Origin of the sequence: Thiohalobacter sp. COW1, from assembly GCF_016629505.1 — a bacterium.
Classification (GTDB): domain Bacteria; phylum Pseudomonadota; class Gammaproteobacteria; order Thiohalobacterales; family Thiohalobacteraceae; genus Thiohalobacter; species Thiohalobacter thiocyanaticus_A.
In genome coordinates, this window is record NZ_AP024239.1 from 287,827 (window position 1) to 305,006 (window position 17,180).

The window sequence follows — 17,180 nt, forward strand, 5'->3', positions numbered from 1 at the left end:
TTTTCTCTGAGCCCTGCATATACGCCGGTTAACCGCCCCCGTTATTCCCGCGCAGGCGGAAATCCGGATACCTGTGCGGTTACCGCATCCCGGCCTGTGTCGGACGACGGAAAGGAAAATAACAGGAAATTGAAATTTCGCTGCTGAATTCCATCGAGACAGGATGGAATTTATCCATCAGTCAAATCGCATGATATGCATTGCCAATTGCAATTATATTTTCCCCCGCTGGTAAGCTAGTTTGATCTCACAAGATGTTATGCGGCTTTACAGGTCCTGACCGGACCGGGGAGGCATAATGATGTGGGATACCCTGTTGTCGCCGGGGATATTGATTCTGGTTTCCCCGTTGTTGCTCGGCATTGTCGGGCTGCTGCCGGACCGTCTGGCCAATGACTGTCCGCTGCGGATGAGCCGGCTGGTCCAGGCCGCGTCCCTGTCCGGCGTCCTGGTGGTTGTGGTCCTGTTGTTGGCGGCATTGACACAGTCGTCCGATGTCACGACCTATCAGCTGTTCGGTGCGCAGGGCGGCGACGCCTGGGCGAGCGCGTTTTCGGTGATGGTGGACAGCCTGAGCCTGACCATCCTGGCACTGGTGGCACTGCTGACCGCACTGGTGGCGCGCTTCAGTACCCAGTATCTGCTCGGCGATGCCCGCCACGGCAGCTTCTTCCGCTGGCTGGCGTTGACGGCGGGCGCCTTCATGCTGGTGGTGATCGCCGGGGATCTGCTCACCTTCGCCCTGGCCATCATCCTGACCGGCACCGGGCTGAACCGGCTGCTGACCTATTACAGTCAGCGCCAGCCGGCACAGATGGTGGCGCACAAGAAGCTGCTGTTCAGTCGCGGTGCCGATGCCTGCCTGCTGGCGGCGACCCTGCTGATCGGCTTCGCTGCGGGCACCCTGTCCTTCGAGGGGCTTGCCGCCGCCGTGTCCCGGGGGGAGTTGGTGCATAACTGGCAGCTGCACCTGGCCGCCTGGCTGATCGTGGGCTATGCGGTGCTCAAGACCGGCCAGTTCCCCTTCCACGGCTGGCTGCTGCAGGTGATGGAGGCGCCGACCCCGGTCTCGGCCCTGCTGCATGCGGGCATCGTCTACAGTGGTCCCATTCTGATCCTGCGCACGCACGAGCTGCTGCTGGCGGACGGTATCGCGCTGGTGCTGCTGTTGCTGGTGGGCCTGGTGACGGTCACGCTGGCCTCGCTGGCCATGCTCACCCAGACCGCGATCAAGAGTTCGCTGGCCTGGTCCACCGCCGGACAGCTCGGTTTCATGCTGGTGGAGTTGGGCCTGGGCCTGTTCGTGCTGGCGCTGCTGCATCTGCTGGCGCACTCCCTGTACAAGGCGCATGCCTTCCTGTCCTCGGGCAGCATCGTCGATCAGCTGCGGGCGCCGGCACCGGCGGCGCGCGGACCGGTCACGGCCGGTCAGTGGCTGGCCGTACTGGCGGCGAGCGCCCTGGTCACCTTCGGCGTGGCGGCCCTGTGGGGCATCACGCCGGCGACCGAACCGGCGCTGCTCGCACTCGGGACCATTCTCAGTGTCGCCCTGGCCCAGTTGCTGGCCTCCGGGCAGAGCCTGGGACTGGGCTCTGCCCTGTGGCTGCGCCTGGGCGGGCTGTCAGCGCTGGTCGCGGCAGTGTATTTCGGGCTGCACAGCCTGTTTGCCCATCTCTACAGCGGTGTCCTCAGTCCGATCCCGCACACGGCCGGTGTTTCGGAATACGCGCTGATCGTCCTGGTGGCCGCGGTCTTCCTCGGTCTGTCCTTCCTGCAGTCGGTGCTCATTCCGGGTTCCACCGCGCCCTGGCTGCAGCGACTCTATGTGCATCTCTATAACGGGCTCTATATCGATCTCCCGGTCGAGCGTCTGGTCTACCGCATCTGGCCGGCCCGTTTCCGCGGCACGCACCGGCGCGCCGCCTGAGTACAGGAATCAGAACCTGCTGCGGAGGAGGACAAGCGATGTCGAATCTGAACCTCGGGATCAATCTGAATCAGGCCGTGCCGGAGGCGATTGACATGAACTCCGTCATCGAGGCGGTGTGCGAGCGCATCCCGCCCTTCTGGCCGCTGGATGCCATGGTCGCGACCAACCCCTACCTCGGCTATGTGCAGCACCCCTTCGAGCAGGCGGCGGAGTATCAGCTGCGCATCCTCGGTCGCCGCATGACCGCGGAGCGGGCCTGGTTCCGCCAGCAGTTCGAGGCGGGCCGTATCACGCGTGCGGATCTGCAACAGGCGCTGGATGAGAACACCTCCGGCATCACTGTCGATGAAGTCGTGGCTGCGCTGCACGAGCCCGAGCCCGCGGCCTGCGCCCCGCTGCTGTATTCCAGCCTGCTGGACGAACGCTATCGGCCGGCCCAGTCGCGCTATGTCGTCCAGCAGATCAGCCAGTTCTGCGCCGCCTGGTACGATCAGGGCCAGGCCCTGTGGCGCATGCCGCGTTTCGCTGACAGTCTCTACGGTGCCTGGCGCGCCTACCTGCGCATCGACCGCAGTCCCGGCTGGATGGAGATCTCGGACGTCGAGACCCCGCTGGCCGCGGTGCCGGAGACGGCGCGCGAGGCGATCCCGGTGGTGTTGCGACAACTCGGTGTGCCCGCCGACAAGCAGGAGGATTTCCTCACCGTGGCGCTGGCCAGCATCGGCGGCTGGGCCAGTTATCTGCGTGCCCGGCGCTGGGAGGCGGAGCTCGACGGCGGCGGCGATGAGGATCTGGTCGATCTGCTGGCGATCCGGTTGACCTGGGAGCTGATCCTGCTGAGCAACGACGACCGGCCCGAACGGGTCGCGCAATGGCGGCAGTCGCTGTGCTGCTGGCCCGAGCGCCTCGGTGCCGAGCAGAGACAGGTCCTGGAGTCTGACCTGCTGTGGCAGCGTGCACTGGAGATCGGCTATCAACGCCAACTGGCCGCCGGGCTGGCCGTCACGCCGGCCCCCGCGGATGAACAGCAGACCGCGCGGCCGCTGGCCCTGGCCGCCTTCTGCATCGATGTCCGCTCCGAGGTGTTCCGGCGCGCGCTGGAGACGGCCGATGGCGCTATCCGCACCCAGGGCTTCGCCGGCTTTTTCGGGGTGATGGCCCGGTTCCGGCCGCTGGGGGCGCAGCGGGCGCGCAAACACCTGCCCGTGCTGCTGCCGGCCCGCTATGAGGTGTGCGAGACCGCCGGCGACGGCGGTGGTCAGGCCACCGCTGCCCTGGACACCCGGCGCCGGCTGGCGCTGGGGCTGGGCAAGGCCTGGAAGCAGTTCAAGCTTTCCGCCAGTTCCTGCTTCTCCTTTGTCGAGACCGCCGGGCTGCTGCTGTATGCGCCCAAGCTGATCAGCGACAGCCTGGCCTGGACCACGCCGGTGACTCAGCCCGAGACGGCCGGTCTGTCCGCCGCGGATCAGGCCCGGTTGCGCCCCGACCTGGACGCGCAGGGCGACGGGGCGACGGGTATCCCGGCCGAGGCGCGCCCGGAGGCGGCCGCCTTCATCCTCAACGCGATGGGCCTGCAGGCGCCCTTCCCGCGCCTGGTGCTGCTGGCCGGCCACGGCAGCAGCACGGTGAACAACCCCCAGCGCGCGGGACTGGACTGCGGCGCCTGCGCCGGCCAGACCGGCGCGGCCAGCGTGCGCATGGCCGCGACCCTGCTCAACGAGGCCGGGGTGCGCGCGGCATTGCGCAGCCAGGGGACCGACATCCCCGACGATACCTGGTTCGTGCCGGCCGTGCATGACACCACCACGGACGCAGTGACAGTGCTGGACCGGGACCAGGTGCCGGCGAGCCTGGTGGCGGATCTGGCGCGGCTGGAGCGGGCGCTGCAGCAGGCCGGGACGCTGACTCGCAGCGAACGCCTGAGCCGGCTGCTGCCCCAGGTGCCGGCCACGGACGCCGAACGTCAGCAGGCAGTGGAACAGCGCAGCCGCGACTGGTCGCAGGTGCGCCCCGAATGGGGCCTGGCCGGCAATGCCGCCTTCATCGCCGCGCCGCGCACGCGCACCGCGCACCTGTCACTGGAGGGCCGTGCCTTCCTGCACGAATACGACTGGACCCGCGATCAGGACTTTCAGGTGCTGAAGCTGATCATGACCGCGCCCATGGTGGTGGCGAACTGGATCAACCTGCAGTACTACGGCTCGGTGGTCGATCCCGAGCACCTGGGGGCGGGCAACAAGGTGCTGCACAACGTGGTGGGCGGGCGCCTCGGTGTGCTGGAGGGCAACGGCGGCGATCTGCGCATCGGCCTGGCGCTGCAGTCGCTGCACGATGGCCGCGACTGGGTGCACGAGCCGCTGCGCCTGAGCGTGTTCATCGAGGCGCCGCAGGCGGCCATGGAGCAGGTGCTGGCGGATAACCCCAACGTCGCCGCGCTGGTGGACAACGGCTGGCTGTACCTGTTCCGCATCGATCCGGAGCAGGGCGTGTTCCGCCGCAGCCGCGGCGGCGAGTGGCTGCCCGCGGCCTGAGCGGCCGTGTAGGTCGGGTTAGCGCAGCGTAACCCGACAGCGCCGCGGAAGTGTCGGGTTACGCCCTTTCGGGCTAACCCGACCTACGTGCTGTGGCCCTCAGTCCCTGCGACTGAGGATCAGGCCCATGGGGCCGACCAGCTGATCGTCCTTCCGCTCGAATACCAGGTTGCCGTGCGGGCCGTGGACGATGACATTGTTGTCGTCGATCTCGTATTCACCGGCGACCCGGGTGCCCATGGCGTTCATGTAGACGGTGCCGTCGGAGTCGAATTCGTACTCCATGATGCCCATCTCGTCGGCGTACTTGCCAGACAGGCCGGAGCCGCAGGCGGTGAGCAGAAACAGCATTGGAACCAGGAGCGTCAGCGCCGGCCGGCGCAGGGTGCGGGTGAGACGGGCATGCAGCATGGCGGTTTCCTTTGCGGTGGCTGAACCGGAGGTCACTGCAAGTATAGTCCCCGTCTGCGCGGAGTTCTGACTCCCACTCAGGTCGCACGCCTGCGCAGGTCGGGTCAGCCCGGCCCGGCAGGGCATAACCCGACGCGGACTCCCTGTGTCGGGTTACGCTGCGCTGATCCGACCTGCAGCTCAGGCTGCGACCGGCCGGCGGCGAAACCCGGCCGGCTCATTGTGGCCTGTGCTTGTCGTCGGACCAGTAGTCGCTCAGTGCCCCGTCACCGGCCCGGGTCAGGCTGCGCAGGATGTCCCACTCGGCCTTGATGCGGGCACGGACCTGCTCCCAGGCCGATTCCTCCTCGCGCGTGTGTTCGGGATGCTGCCGGCGCAGATGCGCGAAGCACTCCAGGGCGTTGTCGGCGGAGCGGTCCATGGAGAACGCCCTCGCCGTTGCCTGCGCCGCGTCGTTCAACTGCCGGCGCTGTTCCGGGCTGCGTTCGTGCACCCATGCCAGTGCGGTACAGAAATCATCCACATTTTCCTCCCGCAGCAGCCGGCCGTTGTGCCGGTCGCGCACCACCTCGCGCGCGCCGGAGGCATCCAGTGCCACCACCGGCAGGCCGGCGGCCATGGCCTCGGTCAGCACCATGCCCTGGGTCTCGCTGTGCGAGGCGAAGCCGAACACATCCATGGCGGATAATGCATCCGCCAGGTCGCGCCCCTGCTGTGTGCCCAGGATCTGCAGCCGGTCGGCGCAGCCGGCGCGGCTGAAGGTTTCACGGATGGCGGGCTCGGACGGACCGGTGCCCACCACGACGAACCAGGCGTTGTTGCGGGTGCGGACGAATTCGGCCACCGCGCGGGCGAGGAATTCCAGACTCTTCTCCGGTGCCAGCCGGCCCAGGTGCCCGACCACGAACGCGTCCTCCGGAATGTCCTGACGCTCTCGGAAGGCAGCGCGATCCCCGTTGGCGAAATCCGCCACCTCCACCCCTGTGGGTACCACCCGCACCGGCACGGTCACGCCGCGGGCATGCAGCAGGTCGCGCACGCTTTCACTGGGGGCGAACACCTGGTCGGCCAGGTTGGCGTAGTGGGTGGCCAGCTCGATGACGAAACGCCTGAGCAGGGGCGAGTCGCCCGGTACGTAATGGGTGTACTGCTCATACAGGGTGTGATGGGTGAACACCAGCGGCCGCTGCAGGTAACGCGCCATGCGTACCGCGGTCATGCCGAGCAGAAAGGGGTGTTGGGAATGGACGACATCGGGCGCGAATGTCTCCAGCGCCTCGCTCAGGCCGGCGGGGATGGGCAGGGCAACGGAGAAGTCGCTGGCGTTGAAGTTCTGGATCGCCGGCACCCGGATGACGTCGGTTTCCGCTTCCGGCATGTTCTTGAACTCGGGGGCGACCGTCAGCACCCGGTGGCCGCGCTGACGGTAGTGGCGGGTGAAGGCCTGCACCGAACGGGCCACGCCGCCGACGTGGGGGGTGAAGGTGTTGGTGAAGATGACGATGTTCATGACATGAAGGCTACGCGGCTCAGTGGATCCCATAGGCAGGCAATACGTGATTCCGTCATCCCGGCGCAGGCCGGGATCCAGAAGCCGCCGCGGGTATCGGATTCCGGCCTGCGCCGGAATGACATCGAAGGGCTATGTGCGACCATAACTATGCAGGCTTCGAAAGTATAAAACTGCGGGTGGTGTCATTCACTTCGACCGGCGCAAAGCCCGGCAGCCGCGCCTCGATGACGAGCGCGGCGGCGTGCCAGTCGGCCTGCCAGTCCAGTTGGACGTCGCCCCCCGGCTGCGGGGTGAGTTGCACCGAGACGCGGCCGAAGCGGGTCGGCGACGGGCCGAAGCGGATCGGCTGATCCTGCTCCAGCCAGCGCTCGGGTACCCCGCTGGCCAGGATCAGTCTGTCGTCTTCCTCGCGCACGAAGACGTTGCGCAGCATCAGCACCCATTCGGCGCTGGCCCAGACATGATGGCCGTCGCCCATGCAGCCGCCGCCGGTGCGCGGATGGATGGCCTCAGGCCACTGGCCGGTGGGGCTGGCCAGTTCCGCCACCGTGTCCATCAGTTCGAGATAGCGGGGATCGCCCGCCCGCAGCAGGATCTGCGCCACGTGCAGGGTGAGGTAGGCATTGAGTCCGGAATGGATCATGTCCTGGAAGAAGGCGCCGTTCACAAAACAGTTAGCCAGCAGGAATTCGACGCAGTCCAGCAGCCGGGGGTCGTCCGCGGCGCACTGCTGCAGCGGATAGCCGACGGCGAGCGAGCCGATGGCGCCGGCGTCCAGGCGCCGGTAGGGTGAGGCGGGCATGGCCGGGCGGCCGAGGCGCTCGGCGCAGCCGGCCAGGCTGCGGTCGATGGCGGCGGAGAAATCCTCCGCGTCCGCGGCGCTGGTGCGGGCCGCCTCCGGTTCGGCCACGGCCAGCAGTTCGCCGGCGGCGCGCAGTCCGGCCACCCCCCAGAAGTCGTCCCAGTAGTAGTAGTCGTTAGGGCCCAGGTGCTCGGCACTGAAGCCGGCCGGCAGCAGCCCGGCATGGGGCGAGGCGGGCGTGGCCGGCAGGCGTTTGCGGGTGATCCAGCGGGCACCGCGCGCGATGGGGTTGTGCCAGTGCGTGCCCAGGCGTCTGCCGGTGAGTTGCTCAAACCGGCGCAGGATCCACAGGACTTCGCCGTTGGCGTCCCATTCGCCTTCCTGCGAGCGGAAGTAACCACGCGCGGTCTGGCGCGGCGGGAAGCGCTCCAGGGCGCGTTCGGCGCGTTCATTCAGACCCAGGCACAGCAGGGCGTGAATGATGAAGGCGGCATCCCGGAACCAGAAGCGCTTGTAGGTATAGGGGCCGGGATAGACGTCATCCGGCGAGTGCAGCAGCAGCGAGGCGACGGCGGCGTCATACAGGAACTGGTAGCGCGGCTCGGGGCAGTCCAGTCGGCAGGTCTGTTCGTGCAGTGCGGGCCAGGCATTGCGCAGCAGCGGCCGGTCCTGTTTCAACGGGATGCGTACCTGCAGCCGGGTGGTGTCGGCCTGACCGATGGGAAACAGGGCGGCGGCGGTGAGCATGCCCAGTTCGCAGCGTCCGCCGGGCTGGTCGTCCTGATCCTGCAGGTGGATGTAGACATCGCCGGCACGGTAGTCCGAGACGTGATGACGTTCGGCCGGGGCGCTGAACTCGATCTCGCGTTCACCGTCGACGTTCCAGCGGCGGCGGTCGTCGGACAGCGTCAGTTCGTGCACGAAGCTGATGCCTTCCGGATTGTAGGGGCGCAGTGAGACCACCAGCCAGGCGGGCGTGGTGCTGGCGGCCTCCAGATCCAGTTCGCAAACCGGCTGGCCGGAGGCGTCGAGCACCACCCGCGAGGTGCTGTGCAGGGACAGGCCGTCCTGGTAGGTGCGGGTGTGGATGGCCGGTTCCGGCGCGAGCGTCTGGTGCTGCTCGCAGGCCGCGGCGCGCGAGGGCAGCAGGGCGCGGCCGTCGCTGTCCAGCAGCACCCAGGCATCCAGCGAGGGGCCGTCATAGTCCGGCGTGAGCAGGCCGCGCGGATCCACCAGCGGCAGCGCCTCGGCGTCGGGATAGCCGATGGCGGTCCAGTTGCGATGGGTGAGATTGATGTGCGAGACGGAGAAGGCGCGCGGGATGAAGGCCGGATCGTGCGGATCGAACTGGCGCTCGATCCAGTAGGGCCAGACCCAGTCCAGGTTGTGCTGGATCACCTTGCTGTTGATCAGACCGCGGGCGTGGAATACCACGCCGGCGCGCAGCAGTTCCACCGGCTCGCCCACCTCGGAGGGCTGGGCGAAGCTGCGCAGCCGTGCCATCAACTCGATGGGGTCGAGAAACCCCTGGCTGCGGGCGGCGCGGCGCAGGATGAAGCGCAGGGGCAGCCATTTGGTCCAGCTCACGGCGACTCCTTAGGTTACGGGGGAAAAGGCCATTGTCGCGGAAAAGCGGCGGCCGTTAAACCGCGGCCCGGTATAACTGCAGGCTGTATGCGGGTTATAGCTGTGGGGCGGCATAAACGCAAAGGACGCAGAGGCGCGGAGACGCAGAGTCATGCAAATAATGATTGATGCTTGCGGGTCTACTGACGGTTTTCCCGTCATCCCGGTCTGCGCTGGAATGACACTATGAGCCCGGTAGGATGGGTGGAGCGCAGCGCAACCCATCGCGGCGCGGCAAACGATGGGTTGCGGCGCAGCAGGCGCCTTCACCCATCCTACGTCTTCAGGCAGCGTTCCCATCGCTGCACGGCGCGGTAAATGATGGGTTACGGCGCATTGCGCCTCCACCCATCCTACGCCTTCAGACAATGCTCCCAGTAGGGCTCGCCGGCGAAGCGCTCGACCAGGAAATCGACGAAGGCGCGCACCCGCTGGGACAGGTGCCGTGTCTGCGGGTAGACGGCGTAGGCGTGTACGCCCTGCCATTCATGGTCGATGAGCAGCGGCACCAGCTGGCCGGCCTCGATGGCCCGGTAGCAGATGAACAGCGGTTGCAGCACGATGCCGTGGCCGTCCACCGCGGCCCGGTGCAGAAAGTCGCCGTTGTTGGCCTGCAGGGCCGCGCTGACCCGGACCTCGCCTGGATGTCCCTGCGGATCACGGTAGCGCCACAGGCCGGGGTCGGGCAGGTGGGTGTAGAGCAGGCAGCGGTGCAGTGCCAGTTCCTGCGGGCTGGCGGGGCTGCCATGGGCATCGAGATAGGCGGGGCTGGCCGCCAGCACGCTGCGGATGGGTGCAATGGGGCGGGCGATCAGGCTGGAGTCGGGCAGTTCGGCGATGCGGACGGCCACATCGAAGCTCTCCTGCAGGATGTCCACCTGACGGTCATTGAAATCGAGATCGAAACGGATTTCGGGGTGCATGCGGATGAAGTCGTTGACCGCGGGCGTCAGGTGCAGCAGCCCGAAGCTCAAGGGGGCGGCCACCCGCAGACTGCCGGACAGGGCGCCGTGCTCGCTGGACACCGCGAGTTCGGTCTCCTGCAGGTCGGCGAGCAGACGCACGGCGCGTTCGTACAGGCTGCGGCCGGTGTCGGTGAGGTCCATGCGCCGGGTGGTGCGGCGGAACAGCTGCACGCCCAGGTGCTGTTCCAGTTCGGTCAGGCGGCGGCTGACCGCGGACTTGGCTACCTGACGGCGTTCGGCCGCGCCGCTGATGCTGCCGGCCTCGACCACGCGCACAAAGTTTTCCAGGGCCTCGAAACGGTCCATGCAATTGTTCCTTATTCGAGAATAATCTATTCGTAATAATAGTATTTATTCTGAATAATTCAACAGATAGGCTGATCACATGCCGTCCGGACAGGCCGGGCGACCGCCGCAAACACAGGAGGCAGTCAGCCATGAATCACACGACCAACGCTCTCAATGTTCTCACCGTCACCGCCAGCGCCCGTCAGCAGGGCTCGGTCAGCCGGGGGCTGGTCGCGCACCTGCTGGACAGGCTGCGCGCGCATCATCCCGATCTGCAGCTGCGTGAACGGGATGTGTCCGCGGGGCTGCCGGTGGTGGACGCGGACTGGATCGGGGCCAGCTATACCCCGGCGGAACAGCGCGATGCCGCGCAGCGTGCGGCATTGGCGCAGTCGGATGCGCTGGTGCGGGAACTGCAGGACGCGGATGTCCTAGTGATCGGCACACCGATCTACAATTTCTCCATTCCCGCCAGTCTCAAGGCCTGGATCGACCAGGTGGCGCGTGTCGGCGAGACCTTCCGTTACACCGAGTCCGGCCCGCAGGGGCTGCTGCGGGGCAGGCAGGCCTTCCTGCTGCTGGCCAGCGGCGGTACCCCCGTGGGCAGCGACATCGACTTTGCCAGCGGCTATCTGCGGCAGGTGCTGGGGTTTCTGGGGATCGAGGACGTGACGGTCATTGCGGCCGATCGCATCATGCAGCAGCAGGATGAGGCGGTGGCAGCGGCGCAGCGGCGGATTGCGGAGACGGCCGCGGCGCTTCGCGCGGCCGCATGAGTCAGCGGCGCTGACATGGAGAGTGTGCCTGCCGGAGTCCGGGCCTCACCCCCTCCTCAATCCTCCCCCATCAAGAGGGAGGAAGCGGGTCTCCCCGCCCGTTGAGGGAGGGTGTTATTGGACGGTACCTCCGGGCCATCCCGGCATCGGCAGGAAGTAACGGCTATACAAGGAGAACAGCGATGACCTATCGCGAAGTCAGACAACTCATTCCGGCGCAGGAGATCACCGAAGGCGCGGGCGTGACCGTGCGCCGCACCCTGGGTACGCCGGCGCGGCGCAATCTGGATCCCTTCCTGCTGCTGGATCATTTCAGCAGCGACGATCCCGACGACTACATCGCCGGCTTTCCGGACCATCCGCACCGGGGCTTCGTCACCTTCACCTATATGCTGGACGGGCACATGCTGCACCGCGACAGCATGGGCAACCAGGGCGACCTGCAATCCGGCGGCGCCCAGTGGATGAAGGCCGCCGGCGGGGTGATCCATTCGGAGATGCCGCAGCAGTCCGCCGGGCTGATGCGCGGCTTCCAACTCTGGATCAATCTGCCGGCCAGCGACAAGCTGAGTGCGCCGGCCTACCAGGAATTCAGCGCCGCCGCCTTCCCGGTGCACCGGGAGCCGGGGCTGGAGGTGAAGGTGCTGAGCGGCGAGCACGCCGGCCTGTGCGGGCCGGTGGAGGATCCGCATACCCGGGTGCAGTACCTGGACGTGTCACTGGAGCCCGGCCGGTGCTTCGAGCATGATCTGCCGGTGACGCATACCGCCTTCCTTCATGTGTTCGAGGGGGCGGTCGAAGTGGCCGGCACCGGCGTGCCTGCACACAGTCTGGCGGTGCTGGACACGGGCGAGCGGGTGGGCGTGACGGCCGGTGAGGCGGGTGCGCGCCTGATCCTGGTGGCGGGACAACCGATCGGCGAGCCCATTGCGCAGTACGGCCCCTTCGTCATGAACACCCAGGACGAGATCCATCAGGCCATGCGCGATTACCGCGACGGGCGGTTGGTACAGCAGCGGGCGGATGTGATCCGCGACTGATCGGCAATGTCTGGCTGGGTTGAAAAGACACCGGCCCCGGTGGCGAACCGGGGCCGGTGCAGCGGGCGGGACGGGCCTTGCGGCCCGCAGGTCAGGCGCCGATGATGCCGCCGTCGCGGCGGGTGATCACCACGGTGGCATCGCGCGGGATGGTCACGCCGTCCGGCGCGGCATTGAGCAGAGGGAAGTTGGTCTGGTTCGGATCGCCGTCGCCCGGGTGCTGGATATTGACGAACAGGGTGCGCCGATCCGGCGTGACCGCAATCCCGGTCACTTCACAGCCGCTGACCCCGGTGAACAGACGCCGCAGTTCGCCGCTGTTGATGTCGGCCACCAGCAGCTGGTTGTTCAGTCCCTTCTTCTGGCCGCCGTCGGTCTCGATGAACAGGCGGCCGTCCGGGTCGGCCCACAGACCGTCGGGATCGCTGAAGGTGTCCTCCCGGTCGTCAGCGTGGGTGTCCTCGGCGATCAGGAAGATGTCCCAGGCGAAGGTGGTGCCGGCAAAGCCCGAGGTCTCGCTCCAGCGGATGATGTGACCGTCGGGGTTCGGGGCCAGCGGGTTGGGGCCGTCGGCGACACTGCGCCGGCTGTTGTTGGTCAGGGCGCAGTAGACCTTGTCGTCGGCGCCGACCGTGACCCATTCCGGGCGGTCCATCGGGGTGGCACCGACGATGTCGGCGGCGATGCGGGTGTTGACCAGCAGTTCGCCCATGTCGGCGAAGCGGGCGGCCAGGGCCGGGATGTTCATGCTCAGTTCCAGCCATTCGCCGTTGCCGTCATCGCCGAACCGGGCCACGTACAGGGTGCCGTGATCCAGCGGGCTTTCGCCGCGTGCGCGCATGGCGCGCCAGTTGTCGGCGGAGACGAACTTGTAGATGTAGTCGAAGGTCTGATCGTCGCCGGAATAGACCACCACGCGGCCATAGTCGTCGACATGCACCGTGGCGCCCTCGTGCTTGGTGCGGCCCAGGGCGGTACGCTTGACCGGGATCCGGGTCGGATCGAAGGGGTCGATCTCGACGATCCAGCCGAAGCGGTTTTCCTCGTTGCGATAATCCGGGTCGGCCAGGTCGAAGCGCTTGTCGAACAGGTGCCAGCCATAGCCGAAGCCGGTGTTGAGGAAGCCGTAGCGCTGCTGCGATTCGTTCGGCGTCCAGGCCGGGTCCTCGGTGCCGAAGTAGCCGTTGAAGTTCTCCTCGCAGGTCAGGTAGGTGCCCCAGGGGGTGTAGCCGTTGGCGCAGTTGTTGACGGTACCGAGCGGGATGTTGCCGTTGGGGGTCTGCAGCAGCGGGTGGCCGGCCGCCGGGCCGCTGAAGTTCACCGGCGTGTTGACGTGAATGCGGCGCGAGAGCCTGCTCCGGACCGGCTGCCAACGATTATCGCGGCCATGGCCTTTGCGGATCTCGACCACCGATACACCATGGGCGTGCTGGGAGGCGCGCACGTCCTCCAGGCTTTCCGGCACCGGTTTGCCCAGTACGTGGTCATTGCCGCCGAACTCGTGGTTCAGGCACAGCACGCCGTGGTCATTGCCCTGGCCGAAGGCCAGCGCGCGGCCGCGCCAGGGGTTGTTCTCCCGGTCCTCGTCCCAGCCGAAGCGGCGGCCGTGCTCGTGGATCATGGGGAAGAACCACATGCCGTCATGGCCGATACCCAGCTGCAGCGCCTGATCGGCTGCCGTGGGCGGCCAGCTGTAGGCCGGGCCGCCGGGTTCCAGCGGATCGCCCCAGGGCAGGATGATGTCGTACTGGTAATCCGGGGAGATACCGGGATTGGGGCCGCTGCCGTCGGCGATGGCGACCGGGGTGAAGTTGATCAGACCGCGATTGCGGGGATTGCGCTGCCAGGGGGTACGGCCCCGGTCGTCGCGGCCGAAGGCCTGCGCCACCGCGGGCCCGGCGAAGAAACCGGTCGCGGCCACGGCCAGGCCGCCCTTGAGCACCTGACGGCGGTGTAAACGGGTTTCCAGGATATCGGCGAAGGGGCGGTTGCCCGAGTTGTTGCTGCTGTTGTCGTCGTGATCGTTCACGGTTGTTGCCTCCTGATCAGGCGGTTTGAGGGGTACCGTGAAGCTAGCAGGCAGATGTTGCCGGGAAATGAAGTTTGTGTGATGCCGATATGTCAGGCAAAGAAAAAGGCCCCTGAAAAGGGGCCTTTGACTTGCTGCGGTTACCCCGCGACGGCTCAGGCCGTCTTGAGGTTGGCGTCGTCGGCCATGGCCTTGGCGCGGTCGGTCTTCTCCCAGGAGAATTCCGGCTCCTCGCGGCCGAAGTGGCCGTTGGAGGCGGTCTTGCGGTAGATCGGGCGCAGCAGGTCCAGCATCTGCACGATGCCCTTGGGCCGCAGGTCGAAGTGGGCGCGGATCAGGGCCTCGATCTTGGACTCGTCGATCTTGGCGGTGCCGAAGGTCTCGACATGGATGGAGACCGGCTTGGCCACACCGATGGCGTAGGCGACCTGCACTTCGCACTTGTCGGCCAGGCCCGCGGCGACCACGTTCTTGGCCACGTAGCGCGCGGCATAGGCAGCAGAGCGGTCGACCTTTGTCGGATCCTTGCCGGAGAAGGCGCCGCCGCCGTGACGACCCACGCCGCCGTAGGTGTCGACGATGATCTTGCGCCCGGTCAGGCCGCAGTCGCCGACCGGACCGCCGATGACGAAACGCCCGGTGGGGTTGATGAAGTACTCGGTCTTGTCGGAGATCATGCTGCTCGGGATGATCGGCTTGATGATCTCCTCCATCACGGCTTCCTTCAGCTGATCGTAGCTGATGTCCTCGGCGTGCTGGGTGGACAGGACCACGGCGTCGATCATCTTGGGCTCGTTGCCCTCGTAGCGCACGGAGACCTGCGATTTGCAGTCCGGACGCAGCCACGGCAGGGTGCCGTCCTTGCGCACCTTGGTCTGCTGCTGGGTCAGCTTGTGCGCATACTGGATCGGCATGGGCATCAGCTCATTGGTCTCGTTGGTGGCATAGCCGTACATCAGGCCCTGGTCGCCGGCGCCCTGGTCCAGATCCAGACCGGTGCCCTCGTCCACGCCCTGGGCGATGTCGGGAGACTGCTTGTCCAGCGCGACCAGCACGGCGCAGTTCTTGCCGTCGAAGCCCATGGCGCCGTCGTTGTAGCCGATGTCGAGGATGGTCTCGCGCACCACGTCGGTGTAGTCGACGGTGGCCTTGCTGGTGATCTCGCCGGAGATGATGGCCATGCCGGTGTTGACCATGGTCTCGCAGGCCACGCGCGAGAGCGGATCCTGCGCGAGCAGGGCGTCGAGAATGGCGTCAGAAACGTTGTCGGCCACCTTGTCCGGGTGACCCTCGCCTACCGATTCGGAAGACACGATATATTCGCGTGCCATGTAAACCTCCTGATGGGTTTTTGGACAACCGCCTCGTGCGGTCGAGTTAATGAAAAAAGTCGGGCCGTCTGCCGCCGCGCGGGCGGCGGCGCGGGCCGGGTGTATTCAGATCAGTCCGCGGTCTTGCGGAAATGCAGGATGCCCCAGCTCAGGTAGCCCTTGCTGCCGGCATCGACCCAGTGTCCCAGGCCGGTGATCATGCGGTCAATGTACTCTTCGGAGACCCGGTTCACCAGATCGTCGCGGTTGCGGGTCAGTTCCTCGCGCACGCGGCCGTAATGGACGGGCAGGCGCGCGGTCAGATCCTCGATCTCGATTTCCTTGAGACCGTTGCGGGCGGCCTGCTCGCGGTAGAAGCCGATCGAGCCCAGGCTGCTGAGGTGGATGCGGTCGTAGACCGGCTGCAGCACGTCCTCGGGGCAGTCGTCGGCCTGCATCGGGTCGGTGAAGATCAGCTCGCCGCCCGGCTTGAGCACGCGCGCGGCCTCCGAGATCACCTTGTCACGATGGCCGCTGTGCAGGAAGGAGTCCTGCGACCAGACCACGTCGAAGGTGCCGCTGTCGTAGGGCAGGTTCTCGAAGTTGCCGTCGACCACCTCGATCAGGTGATCCAGGCCCTGCTCCCTGTTCATCTGCCGGTCGCGTTCGTTCTCCTTCTCGCTCAGGTTGAGCGCAACGACCCGGCAGCCGTAGGTCTTCGCCAGGTAGCGGGCGGCGCCGCCGTAGCCGGCGCCCACGTCCAGGACGTAGCTGTCCGGGCCCAGGTTGTCGAGCTTGGAGGCGATGCGTTCCACGGTGCGGCGGCTGGCATCGGCAATGGGCTCCTGGTCGTCCTGGTACAGACCGATATGGATGTCTTCACCGCCCCAGACGTGGAAGTAGAAATTGTCGGCGTCATCGCTGTTGTAATAGCTGCGTGCCGTCTCCACGACCTCGGAATAGGATGGGGTGGTACTCATTCAGTATCCTCCTGCTGATGATATTTCTTCTCAGCGATGTGGATGTAGAAGTCGGGCTCTTCCTCGCGGTAGGTCTCCTGGAAATCACCGTAGGTGGTTACCTTCTGGAAGCCTACCTCCTTCATCAGGCGGCGCGTGTAGTCCTTGCGCAGCGGGAACATGTTGAGGTGATACACCGACTTGTCGGGGAACTCGTAACGGAACCGGGCCAGCGAGTCGTCGACATATTCCGGCGAGGCGCTGACATTGTCGCCACAGTAGTAATAGTTGTGCGTCGGCTGAACCTTGTGGTCCAGGATGGCGTCGTAGTTGCGCTGGTCCAGGATCAGGATGCCGTCATGACGCAGGGTGGCGTAGAATTCCGCCAGGGCCTTGCGGCGGTCGTTCTCGTCATGCAGGTGGGTGAAGGAGTTGCCCAGACAAATGACGGCATCGTAGAGATCGTGCACGTCGCGGTTGAGCCAGCGCCAGTCGGCGTGGACCGTGCGCAGGATATGACCGCGCTTGCGGGCATTCTCGAAGGCCTTGGCCAGCATTTCCGGACTGCCGTCCGCGCTGGTCACTTCGAAACCGGCCTTCATCAATTGCACGGAGTGAAAGCCCGTGCCGGAGGCGACGTCGAGGATCTTCTTGGCGCCGCGTTCCTTGAGGGCCTGGATGAAGAAGTCGCCTTCACTGTTGGCGCGGCCGTCCCAGTCGATCAGTTCGTCCCACTTGTCGACGAAGCCATGAACGTATTCGTCCTTGTACTGGTCGGTGTCGCGGACCTTGAGGGGGTCGTCGCCATAATTCTGCTGGGCAGTTTTTTGCACAGTATTTCCTCCCGTTGCGGTGCCAAACGGTCCTACGGGCGATCTCGTGCAAAGCGGGTAGTTACGCTTAACTTCTGGTATTTCACCTTCCGCCGGGATGGTTTGGCACCAGTTGTCGTTTATCGCGAACAGGACGTAACGGTCCTGATAGTGATTCATGGTCGCGG

At 66.3% G+C, this 17,180-nt stretch carries 12 protein-coding genes; 4 read left to right on the forward strand and 8 right to left on the reverse strand.

Annotation, left to right across the window (positions count from 1 at the left end):
- The first annotated feature begins 298 nt into the window (after window positions 1-298).
- Complete coding sequence (locus COW1_RS01290; protein WP_201345201.1) at window positions 299-1,927, forward strand: proton-conducting transporter membrane subunit; 1,629 nt, start codon at window positions 299-301, stop codon at window positions 1,925-1,927.
- 38 nt (window positions 1,928-1,965) lie between these two features.
- A complete protein-coding gene (locus COW1_RS01295) occupies window positions 1,966-4,461 on the forward strand; it encodes a YbcC family protein (protein ID WP_201345202.1) in 2,496 nt (831 codons plus the stop codon).
- A 99-nt stretch (window positions 4,462-4,560) separates the two neighbouring features.
- Here COW1_RS01295 and COW1_RS01300 read toward each other — a convergent pair whose 3' ends face one another.
- The 4 genes from COW1_RS01300 to COW1_RS01315 form a co-directional block, all read right to left on the reverse strand.
- Entirely contained in the window at window positions 4,561-4,872 is a 312-nt protein-coding gene (locus tag COW1_RS01300) for a hypothetical protein (protein ID WP_201345203.1), read from the reverse strand.
- A 217-nt stretch (window positions 4,873-5,089) separates the two neighbouring features.
- Window positions 5,090-6,382: a glycosyltransferase gene (locus tag COW1_RS01305; protein WP_201345204.1), complete on the reverse strand. Its 1,293-nt coding sequence runs from the start codon at window positions 6,380-6,382 to the stop codon at window positions 5,090-5,092.
- Window positions 6,383-6,530: 148 nt separating this feature from the next.
- A complete protein-coding gene (locus tag COW1_RS01310; protein WP_201345205.1) occupies window positions 6,531-8,774 on the reverse strand; it encodes a hypothetical protein in 2,244 nt (747 codons plus the stop codon).
- A gap of 392 nt (window positions 8,775-9,166) precedes the next feature.
- Complete coding sequence (locus COW1_RS01315; protein WP_096366835.1) at window positions 9,167-10,084, reverse strand: LysR family transcriptional regulator; 918 nt, start codon at window positions 10,082-10,084, stop codon at window positions 9,167-9,169.
- A gap of 131 nt (window positions 10,085-10,215) precedes the next feature.
- Here COW1_RS01315 and COW1_RS01320 point away from each other — a divergent pair, with 131 nt between their 5' ends.
- Entirely contained in the window at window positions 10,216-10,842 is a 627-nt protein-coding gene (locus tag COW1_RS01320; RefSeq protein WP_096366834.1) for an FMN-dependent NADH-azoreductase, read from the forward strand.
- Between the two features lie 182 nt (window positions 10,843-11,024).
- Window positions 11,025-11,882, forward strand: coding sequence for a pirin family protein (locus COW1_RS01325; protein ID WP_201345206.1), 858 nt, complete (start codon window positions 11,025-11,027; stop codon window positions 11,880-11,882).
- A gap of 91 nt (window positions 11,883-11,973) precedes the next feature.
- Here the strand turns inward: COW1_RS01325 and COW1_RS01330 are convergent, their stop codons facing one another.
- From COW1_RS01330 to COW1_RS01345, 4 genes are all read right to left on the reverse strand, one after another.
- Window positions 11,974-13,911: a PhoX family phosphatase gene (locus COW1_RS01330; RefSeq protein WP_201345207.1), complete on the reverse strand. Its 1,938-nt coding sequence runs from the start codon at window positions 13,909-13,911 to the stop codon at window positions 11,974-11,976.
- Between the two features lie 155 nt (window positions 13,912-14,066).
- A complete protein-coding gene (metK, locus tag COW1_RS01335) occupies window positions 14,067-15,242 on the reverse strand; it encodes a methionine adenosyltransferase (RefSeq protein ID WP_096366831.1) in 1,176 nt (391 codons plus the stop codon).
- 110 nt (window positions 15,243-15,352) lie between these two features.
- Window positions 15,353-16,201, reverse strand: a complete 849-nt coding sequence (locus tag COW1_RS01340) for a cyclopropane-fatty-acyl-phospholipid synthase family protein (protein ID WP_096366830.1) — start codon at window positions 16,199-16,201, stop codon at window positions 15,353-15,355.
- Entirely contained in the window at window positions 16,198-17,013 is an 816-nt protein-coding gene (locus tag COW1_RS01345) for a class I SAM-dependent methyltransferase (protein WP_231971506.1), read from the reverse strand. Before COW1_RS01345 ends, COW1_RS01340 begins: the two co-directional genes overlap by 4 nt.
- Window positions 17,014-17,180 lie beyond the last annotated feature (167 nt).

Bases quoted from the DNA above. Each gene is read 5' to 3' on its own strand.
- COW1_RS01290 (WP_201345201.1), top strand. From the start codon at position 299: ATGATGTGGGATACCCTGTTGTCGCCGGGGATATTGATTCTGGTTTCC.
- COW1_RS01295 (WP_201345202.1), top strand. From the start codon at position 1,966: ATGTCGAATCTGAACCTCGGGATCAATCTGAATCAGGCCGTGCCGGAG.
- COW1_RS01300 (WP_201345203.1), bottom strand. From the start codon at position 4,872: ATGCTGCATGCCCGTCTCACCCGCACCCTGCGCCGGCCGGCGCTGACG.
- COW1_RS01305 (WP_201345204.1), bottom strand. From the start codon at position 6,382: ATGAACATCGTCATCTTCACCAACACCTTCACCCCCCACGTCGGCGGC.
- COW1_RS01315 (WP_096366835.1), bottom strand. From the start codon at position 10,084: ATGGACCGTTTCGAGGCCCTGGAAAACTTTGTGCGCGTGGTCGAGGCC.
- COW1_RS01320 (WP_096366834.1), top strand. From the start codon at position 10,216: ATGAATCACACGACCAACGCTCTCAATGTTCTCACCGTCACCGCCAGC.
- COW1_RS01325 (WP_201345206.1), top strand. From the start codon at position 11,025: ATGACCTATCGCGAAGTCAGACAACTCATTCCGGCGCAGGAGATCACC.
- metK (WP_096366831.1), bottom strand. From the start codon at position 15,242: ATGGCACGCGAATATATCGTGTCTTCCGAATCGGTAGGCGAGGGTCAC.
- COW1_RS01340 (WP_096366830.1), bottom strand. From the start codon at position 16,201: ATGAGTACCACCCCATCCTATTCCGAGGTCGTGGAGACGGCACGCAGC.